The sequence below is a fragment of the Stutzerimonas frequens genome, assembly GCF_024448335.1.
Taxonomy (GTDB): domain Bacteria; phylum Pseudomonadota; class Gammaproteobacteria; order Pseudomonadales; family Pseudomonadaceae; genus Stutzerimonas; species Stutzerimonas frequens.
This window is the reverse complement of sequence record NZ_JAMOHM010000008.1, coordinates 108,948-122,136: the sequence shown is the minus strand read 5'-3', so window position 1 is coordinate 122,136 and position 13,189 is coordinate 108,948. Positions and strand designations below refer to the sequence as shown.

General features: G+C 60.5%; 14 protein-coding genes and 1 tRNA gene. 12 read left to right on the top strand and 3 right to left on the bottom strand.

The window, feature by feature from the left end:
* Positions 1 to 83: 83 nt before the first annotated feature.
* Positions 84 to 536 (top strand): c-type cytochrome, encoded by a 453-nt coding sequence (locus tag NAO55_RS13000; protein ID WP_102839199.1) that lies wholly within the window; start codon positions 84 to 86, stop codon positions 534 to 536.
* Between the two features lie 37 nt (positions 537 to 573).
* Here NAO55_RS13000 and NAO55_RS12995 read toward each other — a convergent pair whose 3' ends face one another.
* Positions 574 to 1,275: a cytochrome b/b6 domain-containing protein gene (locus tag NAO55_RS12995; protein ID WP_102839198.1), complete on the bottom strand. Its 702-nt coding sequence runs from the start codon at positions 1,273 to 1,275 to the stop codon at positions 574 to 576.
* A gap of 263 nt (positions 1,276 to 1,538) precedes the next feature.
* On the opposite strand from NAO55_RS12995, the gene NAO55_RS12990 reads away from it, so the two are divergent.
* From NAO55_RS12990 to NAO55_RS12965, 6 genes are all read left to right on the top strand, one after another.
* A tRNA-Arg gene (locus NAO55_RS12990) sits at positions 1,539 to 1,615 on the top strand.
* Between the two features lie 362 nt (positions 1,616 to 1,977).
* Positions 1,978 to 3,131, top strand: a protein-coding gene (locus NAO55_RS12985; protein WP_102839197.1) for an IS3 family transposase whose coding sequence is annotated in 2 segments (ribosomal slippage) — positions 1,978 to 2,224 and positions 2,224 to 3,131 — 1,155 coding nt in all. Because the reading frame shifts where the segments join, the coding sequence is not laid out codon by codon here.
* 137 nt (positions 3,132 to 3,268) lie between these two features.
* On the top strand, positions 3,269 to 3,544 hold the full coding sequence (locus NAO55_RS12980; protein ID WP_102839196.1) for a hypothetical protein: 276 nt from the start codon (positions 3,269 to 3,271) through the stop codon (positions 3,542 to 3,544).
* Positions 3,545 to 3,944: 400 nt separating this feature from the next.
* Complete coding sequence (locus tag NAO55_RS12975; protein WP_102839195.1) at positions 3,945 to 5,027, top strand: glycerophosphodiester phosphodiesterase family protein; 1,083 nt, start codon at positions 3,945 to 3,947, stop codon at positions 5,025 to 5,027.
* A 2-nt stretch (positions 5,028 to 5,029) separates the two neighbouring features.
* A complete protein-coding gene (locus tag NAO55_RS12970) occupies positions 5,030 to 5,446 on the top strand; it encodes a hypothetical protein (protein WP_102839194.1) in 417 nt (138 codons plus the stop codon).
* Positions 5,447 to 5,511: 65 nt separating this feature from the next.
* On the top strand, positions 5,512 to 7,314 hold the full coding sequence (locus NAO55_RS12965; RefSeq protein ID WP_102839193.1) for a hypothetical protein: 1,803 nt from the start codon (positions 5,512 to 5,514) through the stop codon (positions 7,312 to 7,314).
* 50 nt (positions 7,315 to 7,364) lie between these two features.
* Here NAO55_RS12965 and NAO55_RS20980 read toward each other — a convergent pair whose 3' ends face one another.
* Together NAO55_RS20980 and NAO55_RS12960 are read right to left on the bottom strand one after the other, a co-directional pair.
* A complete protein-coding gene (locus tag NAO55_RS20980; protein ID WP_369522425.1) occupies positions 7,365 to 7,508 on the bottom strand; it encodes a hypothetical protein in 144 nt (47 codons plus the stop codon).
* A 171-nt stretch (positions 7,509 to 7,679) separates the two neighbouring features.
* Positions 7,680 to 8,462 carry a hypothetical protein gene (locus NAO55_RS12960; RefSeq protein WP_102839192.1) on the bottom strand — a complete coding sequence of 261 codons (783 nt, stop codon included), beginning with the start codon at positions 8,460 to 8,462 and terminating at the stop codon, positions 7,680 to 7,682.
* Positions 8,463 to 9,159: 697 nt separating this feature from the next.
* Here NAO55_RS12960 and NAO55_RS12955 point away from each other — a divergent pair.
* Genes NAO55_RS12955 through icmH form a run of 5 tightly spaced genes read left to right on the top strand, consistent with a single transcriptional unit; the run spans position 9,160 to position 13,189 of the window.
* A complete protein-coding gene (locus tag NAO55_RS12955) occupies positions 9,160 to 9,261 on the top strand; it encodes a type VI secretion protein (RefSeq protein ID WP_369806274.1) in 102 nt (33 codons plus the stop codon).
* A 20-nt stretch (positions 9,262 to 9,281) separates the two neighbouring features.
* Entirely contained in the window at positions 9,282 to 10,481 is a 1,200-nt protein-coding gene (gene tagH / locus NAO55_RS12950) for a type VI secretion system-associated FHA domain protein TagH (protein WP_102839191.1), read from the top strand.
* Between the two features lie 4 nt (positions 10,482 to 10,485).
* Positions 10,486 to 10,968, top strand: a complete 483-nt coding sequence (gene tssJ / locus NAO55_RS12945; RefSeq protein ID WP_102839190.1) for a type VI secretion system lipoprotein TssJ — start codon at positions 10,486 to 10,488, stop codon at positions 10,966 to 10,968.
* A 2-nt stretch (positions 10,969 to 10,970) separates the two neighbouring features.
* Entirely contained in the window at positions 10,971 to 12,302 is a 1,332-nt protein-coding gene (tssK, locus tag NAO55_RS12940; protein ID WP_102839189.1) for a type VI secretion system baseplate subunit TssK, read from the top strand.
* 5 nt (positions 12,303 to 12,307) lie between these two features.
* Positions 12,308 to 13,189, top strand: coding sequence for a type IVB secretion system protein IcmH/DotU (icmH, locus tag NAO55_RS12935; RefSeq protein WP_020309034.1), 882 nt, complete (start codon positions 12,308 to 12,310; stop codon positions 13,187 to 13,189).

The following is a 13,189-nucleotide window of genomic DNA, read 5'->3' as shown; positions in this document are numbered from 1 at the left end:
GTACGGGTCGGGGTATAGTTGCGCGCGAGCGGCACAGCCGCCGAACAACCAAGGATCGATAAGGAGTTACCGTGAAAGCATTGATGACAGGCGCCGTGGCCGCCGTCCTGCTGGCCAGCACTGCCGTCCAGGCGCAGATGAAACCGGAAGAGATGGTCGAAACCCGCCAGGCCGGCTACCAGTTCATGTCGTGGAACATGGGCAAGATCAAGGCTCAGGTAGTCGACGGCAAGGAGCCCTACGACCAGGCCAAGGTGGCAGCCGCAGCCAATGCCATCGCCGCCATCGCCAACTCTGGCATGGGTAGCCTGTACAGCCCGGACACCACCACCGAGCAACTGGGCAAGGCCACCCGCCTGAAGCCTGAGTTCTTCCAGAACCTCGATGAGGCCGGGCAGATCGGCCGCAAGTTCACCGCCGCCGCCAACCAGCTTGCCAAGGTCGCCGCAGAAGGTGATCAGGCCGCGATCAAGAAGGCCTTCGGCGACGTCGGCGGCAGCTGCAAGTCCTGCCACGACAAGTTCCGCGCCGACTGATCGCGCGCAGCCAGCCGACACCTTCCGGTCGGCTGGCTTACCAGTCCAGGCTGGGCGCTACCGCCGCTGGCTCAGGCTTCAGCCAGTCCCCCACCGCCTGCACACCCCATACGCAAGCCGCACCCAGCGCGATCGCCAGAACCGCGGTGGGCAGCGAGCCGCCCCGCGCGTCCTGCTGCGTCGGATGCTCGCGCTGCGTCCTTCCCGCGATCATCGCCCGCACCAGTGGCCGGCGCATCACCAGCGTGTAATAGATGATGGCCGCAAGGTGCATGCCGATCAGCACCAGAAGCAGCCACTTCGCCTGTCGATGCAGGCCGCTCAGCGCGCTGCCGGTTTCGCTGCTGACTACCGCATAGAGCGGGCCCTGGAAAGCGATGTCGTCGGTCGCCATCAAGCCGCTGGCAACCTGGAAGCTCACCAGCAGCAGCATGGCCAGCACGGAGAACGCGCCAAGCGGGTTGTGCCCGGCTTCGCGCCAGTTGCCCTGCAGATAGTCCTTCACACCGAACGTCGCGGCGAAGATCCGTGACCAGCGGGCGTAGGTCGACCCGACGAAGCCCCAGATCAGACGGAACACCAGCAGCCCCAGCACCAGCAGACCGAGCCGGCCATGCCAGAGCATCAGGTCGCCGCCGATCCAGCCCGTGACGATGGCCGCGATAACCGCCCCGGCGAACAACCAGTGAAACAGCCGCAGCGGCGCGTCCCAGAGTTTGATATGGCCTGACATCTCCATCCCCTTGCCATCGAACACCCACGGCCCCCGGCCGCGACACGCAAGGGTACCAGCCGGCCCGGTCATCGGCAGCTGCGAAAAAGCCGCACCCGGGCATATCCGCCCAGCCGCACCAGCATGGACGCCCGTCAACGACATGCGTATGATTGCCCCCCGCAACGCATCCGTAGCTCAGCTGGATAGAGTACTGCCCTCCGAAGGCAATACTCATCGAGTTGAGAAGGGTGTCAGCTAATGGTCAAATAGACCGCCGCAACATATACGCACCAGTAGCTCAGCTGGATAGAGTACCGCCCTCCGAAGGCGGGGGTCGTGGGTTCGAATCCCGCCTGGTGCGCCATATCTGTATGATTTAAAAGCCTTTTCCCAAGGCTCTGCCGATCCAGATCCCGAATTGGCTAATCTCTCAAAATTGATCTCCATGCGGATACTCAGATTGTGGTGAGTACTGCCCGCAGCGCTCCTTTTCGACTCATTTTCGGGCTGTGCCAATTCTGTGCCTAAACCGTGCCTCAAAGTCTGGCGCCCTATTTTGCGAGCGGGGATTTTGAGTACTAGCCATAAATCGAGCTGCAGCTACTAGTCGATGGTAGTGAAGAAATCTTGCGTCGCTGCCTGCCCAGGCGGGTGGCCGGAGGGCGGGTTCTACCCCGTTAGCACGGACACTTTCAAGTAAGCTCACACCGAGCTGAAGGAGTGTTCATGAAGCGCAAGAAATACAGTCCCGAGTTCAAACGGGAAGCCGTCGAGCTGGTTCGTCGTTCAGGGGCCAGCTGCCGACAGGTGGCCCTAGAGATTGGTGTGGCTCCCAACCTGCTCACCCGCTGGGTTCGGGAGGCGCAACCAGGCACTGAGAAAGTCTTCCCTGGAACGGGAAGTCCGCGGGATGAGGAGCTTGCCCGTCTCAAGCGCGAGTTGGCCCGAGTAACCAAGGAACGTGATTTTTTAAGAGACGCGGCAGCGTACTTTGCCAAGGAGTCATCGAGCGGTACACGGTGATCCAGCGCTGCCGCAACGGGTACCCGGTACGATTGATGTGCCGTTGCCTGAAGGTTTCTGCCAGCGGCTATTACGCCTGGCAGGATCGTGAACCAAGTGCGCGAGCTCAGGAGAATGCGCGCTTGGTGAAGCGCATTCGGGAGATTCACGAGGACAGCCGGGGCGTGATTGGAGCGCCACGAATGCACGAGGATTTGCTCGACGAGGGCGAAGTCGTCAGCCTGAACCGAGTTGCTCGCCTGATGGCGGCTGAGCGAATTCAAGGCTGGCCACGCCGGAAACGACGTGGCTTTGGAAGAGCCGTCAGTGGCCGCCCAGCAGGCGTGAAAAACCTCCTGGAGCGCGATTTCACTGCACAGGAACCGGAGCGCAAGTGGGTCACGGACATCACGGAAATAGCCACACTGGAAGGCAAACTCTTCCTGTGCGTAGTGCTCGACCTGTACAGCAAGCTGGTGATCGGTTGGTCGATGCATCACCGCCAGGATCGGCAAATGGTGATCCGAGCAGTGGAGATGGCAATCTGGCAGCGCCAGGGTGACTGGTCAGTGATCCTGCATTCGGATCGCGGCAGCCAATTCACCAGTGCTGACTACCAGCGCTTTCTGAATCGCAACACGCTGGTTTGCAGCATGAGTGCCGTCGGGCATTGCGGCGACAACGCTGCCTGTGAAGGCTTCTTCGGTCAGCTCAAACGGGAGCGGGTTGCCCATCAGTCGTATCGAACTCGCGATGAGGCACGAGCAGATCTATTCGATTACATCGAGCGGTTTCACAACCCGAGAATGCGTCGTAGAGTCGCCAGGCAAGATCTGAAGTTTTCAGCCCTTTTCAAACCGTCCGTGGAAATGGGGTAGAACCCGTCTGTGGTTACCTGGCAGTAGAACAGCTCTCCACAGTAGCTGAACCGTCGACGAGAACAATCAAGGCCAATGTCTCAGCGAGAGCCGAGCCTTCGGCCGCGAAAGCGCAGGACCACAGAATCAGCTCTCGTATGAAGCCAGAGGCTATAAAAAATAAGGCCTGGCTCCTGCAGATCATTCTCGACGTGAACCCTCAGCAAGCGTTGTCGACGTCAAACCTAGCATTCCTTCAGGCCTCGCAGCGTCTGAGCACGATAGCCCTTGGTAAGCGCCTGCCGCCCACTATTTCCTCCGCCATCACCGGCGGTCGCGACGCTGGCGCTGTGGTGCGGAACTCGACGTTGACCGTCAAACGGACCGATAATGAAAGCGGAACGGGATACGAAATGAGCTTTTCCATTAAATAACGGCAACCCGAAGGGATGCACCGGCCTGCAACATGCACAGCGGGCCGGCACAGCAGCACAGACTCAAGGAAGGTATCAGGACGTCCAGGCTCAATCGGTGGCAACGGCATTGGGTGCTGGCGACAGCAACATATCGGAAACAGCCTCGGTACGGCTAAGTAAAGCCTGAACTGATCGGCTGTCCTTTCCGGGCGTTAAACCGCACACACCAATTCAGGCATTGCGCCATAAGGCGAGTCGTCTCTGCACGACTCAATAACCTGCGCGCCGGCAAACCACTTGCCGGCATGTAGGAAAGGGATTTAAGGGACTTATTGTGAATATTCGGCACTTACCTATCTTGGGCCTAACGGCTGCGTTTGCATCACAGGTAGTTGCGTCTGACTTCATCTCCAAGGAGATGGCCGAGCAACGCCGGCAGGTCGAGATGGCGAAGCAGACCACGATCCCCTGGCTGCCAGCCGATGCGGACGACAGGCGAGAGCCCGAACAGCAGGTCCTGCGGACACGGGGGCTGTACATTGATCAGGTGGGTGTTGTCAGGCGTCTGAATGAACCAGAGAAGCTCGGCTGCAAGGGCCTTGAGCTTGAAGCGCACCGTGGACACCCGCTATACCCTGAAAACGGGATCTGGGGCGTAAGGGCCGGGTTTGCCGCTCGCTACAACGCCGTTGAAGTAGATGCTCAGCAGCTAAGGGATGACACTTGGATTCTGCACCACGACAAAACCAATGAGCGCACTTTGGTGCACCCATTCGGTAGCCAGCCTGTATCAAGGTTGACCCGCAACGAGTGGACACAGGGCTTCATGCGTGGACGAGATGGATTGAACACGTCCGAGCCTGCAGGTGATGTTCTATCGACGATGGTTTTGACCGGCGCCTACCGCCAAGCCGGCCAAACCATGAATATCGAGATCAAAAATTACAAAAGCTGCAAGGCGCTGCATACACTCGATGTCATGGCACGCTTGACGCTTGGCTACGAAGGTGTCGCCTATTCAGAGCTCAATAGCACCAAAGCGCTTTCATGCATGCGCCAGCAGAATCAGACCAGCTACATGGCCGTGATACAGGGGCCCAATCGCAAAGCGCTGGAGGCCTGGACAAAGGCCAACCACGGTAAGGAGCTGGCGCACCTCAAAGGCAACCGCCTTCTGCGCGCCGGCGCAAACTTTGCGAAGCAGCATTTTGGCTCCTACAAGTTTCCGGGCCTCAACAGCACGCGTGAGCTCAAGCAGTTTCGCCAGCTGCTGGGTAGGAACTCAGGCCTGCATGTCGAGATCCAGGATCTGCTCGATGATCCCGGCATCATCAGACGGGCTCACGCTGCCGGCATGAAGGTCAAGTCTTACACCATCAACAGCAATGAACATCACCTGGACGGTCTCAAGAAGCTAAAAGCCAGGGGGACGCTACCAGACGGGGCAATTGTCGACTCCACACCCATTCGAACCTGCAAAATCCTCGGACTGGAGTCTTGAACATGCGCTCTATTCTACTGATCGCTGCACTGGCCATGCTCGCCGGTTGTGCGGGCAATCCGTACCAGCCAACTCACCAAATGCCCATGACGGAGGAGCAAAAAGCCCAAGCTCTGGCTGAAAGCCAGAAAAAGGCCGACATCATCCGAAAGCTGCCGTCCGATGCCGATCTTGAAAATCTTGCCGAGCAGATCCGCTTGCAGGAACTAGATCAATACGTGGATATACATGGCAACCGTCGGAGCTTGGACGAGCAGGCCGCCCCTTCTGCTGCGCCTGCCTCCACCCGATCGGTCAAAGCTAAGCCAGAGGCGCCCAGGCCAGTGCAAAGAGCACCCGTCCGGGTTCAAGAGGAGTCAATCAGCTTTGACCCACTCCCTCCCCCCATTGACATCTTGGGTACTGGGGCTCGCCAATGACTACGACCAGCACAACACCTAACAAAGCTGCAGCCCGACCCCGCACCGCAAAGAGCTGGGCATTCATGCTGGGTGCGGCAAGTCTGCTGTACATCGCAGTTGAGTTTGGCTTCAACGCCGCCCTTGTCGATATGGCATCAGACATCGATGTCACCAAGGACAGTCTGGACAGGATGGCATTTCTAGGCGAGACGCTCTCTGGCGTCGGTCTAGCCTTCGTCCTCATGAACCTTATCGAGTGGCTGTTTTGCACCAGCCGGCGGATAGGGGTCTGGGCCAACTTTGTGATCATGGCTGGCCTACTGTTTGGCACCGTGCCGTTCATGCACTGGCTACAGCCCAAAATTGTCGACGCCTATGTGGATGCAACGACAGGGCAAGAGCGCAAGCAGGCGTTGGACATGAACCTGTTCAAATACGCCGCCGCATCAGGCGCCGTTGTTTTTGGCGACACCGTTGTAGGCGACACGTCAGAAGACAAGGTTTTGCTCGCCTTGATGGGCATGCTGGCCAAGGACAACGAGAAGGTGCATGAAACGCTCTCTTCCTCGCGGGACACCATCCTCAACCGTGTGGTGCTTCAGTCTGCGCAGGACCAGGGCAAGGCCAAGTGGGAAGACTACCTGAAGGTGCGAAAGGGGGTAGCGGAGCAGTACCAGCAGTACCTCAAGCAGGTTGATCAGTACCATGACGCGATGGCAAAGGCCGGCGGCAAGTCCGGGCAAGCGCTGCGCCAGATACGCGAGCAAACCAGCGCGAGTTTCGTGAAATATCGAAATGAGGCTCAGTCGCTGGCCAACCAGGCAGGCGCCAGGCAGTCAAAAACCCTGGAGCTGATGCTCCAGAATAACAACGCCCTGGGCAGATGCCGCGACAACCAGTGCATCAACCGGGCTAATGAGACCTACAACAAGGGCATCACTGAAATCTACGGCTTCGCGATTCCACGCGATGACTTCATCACTACTCGAATGGCAACTGCCGCAGATGCCGTGACCACCAATGGGCGGAACGTATCGCTCAACCTGGTGGGTTTGATTGCAAACACCGTCATGGATCGCGAGGTTCGTGAGATCAGCAGCGACTCGGTCGCCGCCGGCTACAGCAAACATGAAAAGCGACTCTTCACGGCTCAAGTTGGCTACCCGCCCAACATGACCGAGAAGCAATTCATGCAATATCCGGCTGTGTGCAGCCAAGCCAGCGCGAAAGCCCGCTCCCAAGGCATCAATGTGCCGTCAAACTGGTGCCCGGACGATGAAAAGGCCGTGATGGCCGCCGTTGATGGAAAGGCGCGCAAGCGTGTCGACGATGAATGGGCCAAGGGTTCAAAGCAGCGCTTTGGCGCGGTTGTAAGCACCGAGCTGAGTGAGCAGGCCTTCCGTAACCTCAAGTCCGTCAATAACGGCGTACGCGAGCGCCTGGCCAGTGCCAAGTGCACCGGTTCAAATGCTTATCTTAGCGCTGCTCAATTCAAGGCCAAATGCATACAGCCGCAGCTCGATAAGCACCGCAACGAACTTCGCGAGCGCTTTGTCGCCAGGGCACCTGATCTAGCTCCGGGCGGCGCCTCTGCCGAGCAGGGCAAGCAGGCCGTGCGCGCTCTGGTCGTACCGCCAGTTGCCATTGTCTTCAGCCTGTTCTTCAGCTTGATGGCGTTGCTCAAGTTTCTTGGTCCGGTTCCGCTCAAAATCGCCGGACTGGCCCTGATCATCTTTGGCCCCCTCGCGATTGAGGCCAGCCATGGCGAGATTGCAACATTCCTAGGCGGAGAAGGCTCAGACCTGGGCGCCGTGCTGACGTGGGCTCTGAAACTCGAACCTCTGGTTTACCAGTTTGGCAGTGTGTTCAGGCCATTCTTTGGGTGATCCACAGCCGCAAAAAAGCCCGCGAAAGCGGGCTTTTTGTATTTCTGGTCTTAGCGCTGCGTAACCGTTGCGCTGTTGCCTAGGCCATTTTGAGAAATACTGGCGGTGTGACCACCAAATCCCTCTCCATAAGCCCTGTGTGAGCGTTGCAACGTTGGCGGTACCGGTCTGAGCAATACTGGCGGTATCACCATAGATAGCGCTGCCATTTTGAGTCGCCGATATCACGTTCTCTGAACCATTTTGCGCGATATCCAATGTACTGCCGTCGCCGTCCTGCATGATGTCGACTTGGTTGAAATCACCGTTTGAATAGCCTTTGACGTTATTGGCGCGACCTGACTGGTAGGAGGTCAACTCGTTATCTACGCCGGTTTGACTAATTCAATGTTCGCCCAGCCACCGATAGCCGCAACGTCGGCCATGTTGCCAGTGCCATCCTGGCTGAGGATCACGTTGCCGCCTGGATAACGGCCGCCAACTTCCTGATAGACCTTGGCGTCGTTGAATTCACCCGACTGGTCAATTGCTGTGTAAGCGCCGTTTATCAGAGCTGACTGATTCAGCTCGATTGTATTTGCGTAACCGGACTGGCTGGTGACGCCCGTTCCTCCGCCGGACTGGTTTACGAGCACGGTGTTTTCAGATCCAATTTGAGTGGCACGTAGGCTGTTAAACCGTGCGGTCTGCTCGACGTCGAGCTTGTTCAGATTTCCCGTCTGGAGGATATGGGCGCCGTTGTATTCACCGTCGACTTGAACAACGTACGCATCGTTGCCGTTACCAACCTGAGTGACTTCGGCCAACAGGCTTCCTTCAACAGACTGCTGCAGCACATTTTGGCGGTTACCTACGCCGTCCTGCGACATCGTTGCGGTAGATCTGAATCCCTCCTGAATGGCGAAGGACACGTTCGAGCTGCCTACCTGGGTGCTCTCAAGCGTATACTCCGAGCCTTCTTGGTAGGCCACAGCGAAGTTGTTATCACCGTCCTGCTCGATGGCTGCAGCCTTTAAATCACCGCCTGCCGCTTGAGTGACGGTAGCCTCGTTGTTGTTGCCAAGCTGTTCTACATCAGCCGTGCTGTTAGCCGCTTGCGCGCTGGAAAGCATGACAAGGGAGATAGCGGCGGCAAGAGGGACGCCCAAAGCGGCAGGCCTTACTGATTGTACTAGCGTCCACTGCGACCTGTGACCGTGCTGGCTAAGTCGCTGCCCGTAGGCCGCGAGCCGCTAGTCGAATTCATGTTCGGTGAGAAGGCGGCAGGACGAGCTAGGGGCTGGCTAGGTGTCAAAAGCGCTAGGCCCCATTTCGTTTTTTGTGCCCGAGATAACCACCCTTAGATACCGCTAAGAGCTATAAAATGCAGGCAGCGAGATAAGGCTAAAGCCTGTCAGGACGGCACTTAGAAGCATTTTCGAGCGTCTGCTGTCATTCAACATTCCTGTACCGCATTGCCCTCCGAAGGAGGGGTCGTGGGTTCGAATCCCGCCGGATGCGCCATACAGATAGTCGTTTCGAGTCCCACTCGAAGCACTCCGACAAAGCCCGCCCGCTGCGGGCTTTTGCGTTTCTGCAGGTCCGTCAGCGATCAGCAGATCGCCTGCCAGCATTGCTGGACCGATGCAAGCCAAACCCGCCGCGCGGCGACGCCGAACCGCCCCAATCTGACCTCACGCTCGTTTTAGACGCATCCGCCGGGTGTTCTGTGAACCTGTTCACCGAGCCTGCGGGACAACTGAACTTCAATGCCCCGCTCAGGTCGCGCCATGCGCACCTTGCCCCCACACACGACTTCAAGGAGGAAATCGCGTGCCCGTGCGCTATTACGCCCTCGTTTCGCTCATCGCCGCCGCGCTGCTCGCTGGTTGCACCGGCAACTACAAATTCGACGATGACCACTATCGCCCGCTGGGTGATCCGCAAGCCTTGAATCGCGGCCAGTAACCGCAAGGAGCGACACGACCATGGAACTGGTCTTCGATATGGTGGGCGCCCAGCAATTCGTGCCGGGTCTGTTGACCACCAAAACCTTCAAGCAGGCCGGCGGTGTGATCGGCCGCGCAGAGGGCTGCGATTGGGTGATCCCCGACCGCAAGCGCGTCCTCTCCGGCCGTCACGCAGTGATCAGCTACCGCGACGGCGCCTTCTTTCTCACCGATACCAGCAGCAACGGCATCCAGCTCAAGGACAGCGGGGCCAGCCTTGTCAAGGGCCAGCCGCAGCGCATCGAGCATGGCAGCGTCTACTGCCTGGGCGATTTCGAGATCCGCGCCCGGCTGATCCAGGACCCGGCGCTGTTCGAAGGTGACATCGGTCGTCCGCAGCCGGCTGGCAGCATCATCCCCGACGACGCCTTCCTCGACCTCGATCCGCTGGTCGCGATGGAACAGCAAGAGCGCGTCTATGCCGAGGTCGACGACCTCGACCTCGCTCTGGTAGCGCCACAGCGCCAGGCGCAGCAGCAGCGCGACTACGCGCGCATCGACATGGAAAGCCTGCCGTTGCCGGAACTGGTCATGCCGCAGGCAGCACCGCAAGCCAAGCGCGAAGCCGAGCCCGAACGACTGCCGCAGGGATTCTGGGCGCGTTTCGGCGAGGCGCTGGGCATCGATCTCGACGATCTCGACGAGGACCAGCGCCAGGCCTTGGCGCTGAATGCCGCCCGCCTGCTCAAGCAGAGCGTTGGCGGCCTGCAGCAGAGCCTGCGCACCCGCAGCGAACTGAAGAACGAGCTGCGCCTGGCGCTGACCACCGTGCAGAGCGCCGGCAACAACCCGCTCAAGCACAGCGCTGATACGGGTGAGGCCCTGAGCGCCCTGCTGCGCGGTGGCAAGCCAGGCCAACTCTCGGCCGAACAGGCCATCGGCCGCGCCTTCCGCGACCTCCAGGCGCATCAGGTGGCACTGCTGGCGGCCAGTCGCGCGGCCGTTCACGCGATGTTCGAGCAGCTGGCACCAGAGCAGCTGGCGCTGCGTTTCGAACGCGAAGGCCGCAAACCGCTGATCGCTACTGCCGGCAGCCGCTGGCGCGCCTATCGGCGGCTGCATCACAGCCTCGGCCAGGATGCCGACTGGAGCGAGCGACTGTTCGCCCGCGACTTCGCCAAGACCTATGAGGAGCAGGTGCGCCTGATCGCCACGCTCGATTCAACCCATCAAGGATGATCCCATGCCTCGTCGCATCACCCTGGCCATGCTGGCCTCGCTGCTCGTGCTGGGCGGCTGCTCAGCGCTGTCGCCGTACTCCAAGCTGACCAAACTCGACCTCGAACTGCACGGCAGCGACCGCCTCAACCCCGATCTCAACGGCCGGCCGTCGCCGATCGTGCTGCGCCTGCTGGAGCTCAAGCATCCGGTGGCGTTCGAGAATGGCGACTTCTTCGCCCTCTACCAGCGGCCCAAGGAAGCCCTGGCGCCAGACCTGGTGACCTCCGAGGAACTGGAACTGCGTCCCGGCGAAAGCCGCGAGCTGAAGCTCTCGGTGCAGGACGGCAGCCGCTACGTCGGCGTGCTGGCCGCCTACCGCGACCTGCCGGAAGCCAGCTGGCGCTACGTCATCGCCGTTCCGCCGCAAGAGCGCACCCGCATCGCCCTGAACCTGGATGAGCGTGGCATCGCGCTGTTCGACCCGCTCGCCGAAGAAGGAAAATAAGCATGAGCCTGCATAAGGTTGTCTGGCAGGAAGGCATGCTGCTGCGTCCGCAGCACTTCCAGCAGAGCGATCGATACTACGATCACCAACTCAAGGCCCGCACCCAGAAGCTGAGCAGCTATGCCTGGGGATTCTTCAATCTGGAGATCGACCGCCAGTTCCTCAACATGGGCAAGCTGGTGCTCAGCCAGGCCAGCGGCATCCTCCCCGACGGCACGCTGTTCGAGCTGGGCAGCGAGCGCGAGCCACTGGCGCTGGACATTCCGCCGAACACCGGCAGCACACCGGTCTACCTTGCGCTGCCGCTGGTCACCGGCAACCACATCGAAACCCGCCGGCCCGAGCAGAAGGACGTGCTGGCGCGCTATACCGCCCACGAACTGGACGTCGCCGACTCCAATGCCGGCGACAGCAGCACCAGCCAGGTCAGCACCGGCCTGCCGGATTTCCGCCTGCTGCTGGGCGAGCAGCAGAGCGACCAGGCCTACGTGAAGCTGCAGCTGTGCGAGGTGCTGGACACCACACCGGACGGGGTCATCAGCCTCGACGCGGAATTCATTCCCACCTACGTCAACTTCCAAGCTTCCGGCTATCTGCTGTCCTGCCTGAAGGAAGTGATCAGCATGCTCGCCCACCGCGGCGATACCCTTGCCGAGCGAATCAGCGCCACCGGCAAGGTGGGTGGCGCCGAGGTCGGCGACTTCATGATGCTGCAGCTGATCAACCGTCACGAACCGGTGCTACGCCACTACCTGGGCGTGGAGCAGGTGCATCCGGAGCAGATCTACCGCGATCTGCTTGGCCTGCTCGGCGAGCTGGCGACCTTCTCCAGCGAGAGCAAGCGCCCGCGCCTGGATGGCCGTTACCAGCACGGTGATCAGGGCGCGAGCTTCCGCAAGCTGATGGACGCGATCCGCCAGGTGCTGTCGATGGTGCTCGAGCAGCACGCCATCGAGCTGCTGCTGCAGCAGCGTCAGTACGGCATCCAGGTATCGCCGCTGCATGACCACAAGCTGCTCGGCACGGCGTCCTTCGTGCTCGCCGCCAGCGCCCAGTGCGATTCGGAAACCCTGCGCACGCGGCTGCCGGCGCACCTGAAGATCGGCCCGGTGGAGCGCATCCGCCAGCTGGTCAACCTGCATCTGCCGGGCATCCGCCTCAAGCCGCTGCCGGTGGCGCCGCGGCAGATCCCCTTCCACGCCGGCAAGACCTATTTCGCGCTGGAGCTCAACGCCGAGGACCAGGCGCAACTGGAGCGTTCCGGCGGCTTTGCCTTCCATGTGTCCGGTGACTTCGCCGGGCTCGAACTGAAATTCTGGGCGGTCAGGGACTGAGCGACATGATCAAGGAAATGGATTACGGACAGGACGACCGCACGGTCATCGTCAATCGAGCGGGAGAGGCCCCGGCGCAGAGCCCGCTGACCGACTTCGACACCCCGCCACGCTTCGAGCAGCTGGAGGAGCGAATGATCTACGCCGCGCGCCTGCGCCCGGCGGAAACCTTCAACATCAGCCTCAACCCGCTGGTGGCCGCCGCCTCGCCGCTGCTGTCGGAAGTGGTGCGCTTCAAGCACAGCCTGGAAAGCGAAGACCTGCAGGCCCTGCACGGCCAGTTGAGCAGCGCGATCAAGCTGTTCGAGCATCGCGCGCTGCATGACGGCGCCGAAAGCAGCCAGGTGATGGCGGCGCGCTACGTGCTCTGCACCGTGCTCGACGAGGCCGTGGTGACCACGCCCTGGGGCAACGAGAGCGAATGGTCGCAGATGAGCCTGCTGTCCTCCTTCCACAACGAGACCTTCGGCGGCGAGAAGTTCTTCCAGCTGCTCGAGCGGCTGTCGCGCAACCCGGTCAAGCACCTGCCGATGCTTGAACTGATGTACCTCTGCCTGTCCCTCGGCTTCGAGGGCAAGTACCGCGTGCTGCCGCGCGGCATGCTCGAGCTGGAAGCGGTACGCGACAGCCTTTACCGGCAGATCCGGCAGATGCGCGGCGACATCCCGCGCGAGCTGTCGCCGCATTGGGAGGGCCTCAAGGACACCCGCCGGCGCTTGGTGCGCATCGTGCCCTGGTGGATGGTCGCGCTGTTCACCCTGGTCTGCCTCGGGGTGATCTACGGCGGCTTCGCCTGGGTGCTCGGCGAACAGCGCGAGGCCGTGCTGCAACCCTATCGAGTGCTGGACATGGATGCCGGCGGTTCCACCTTTTCAGGGATGAAATGA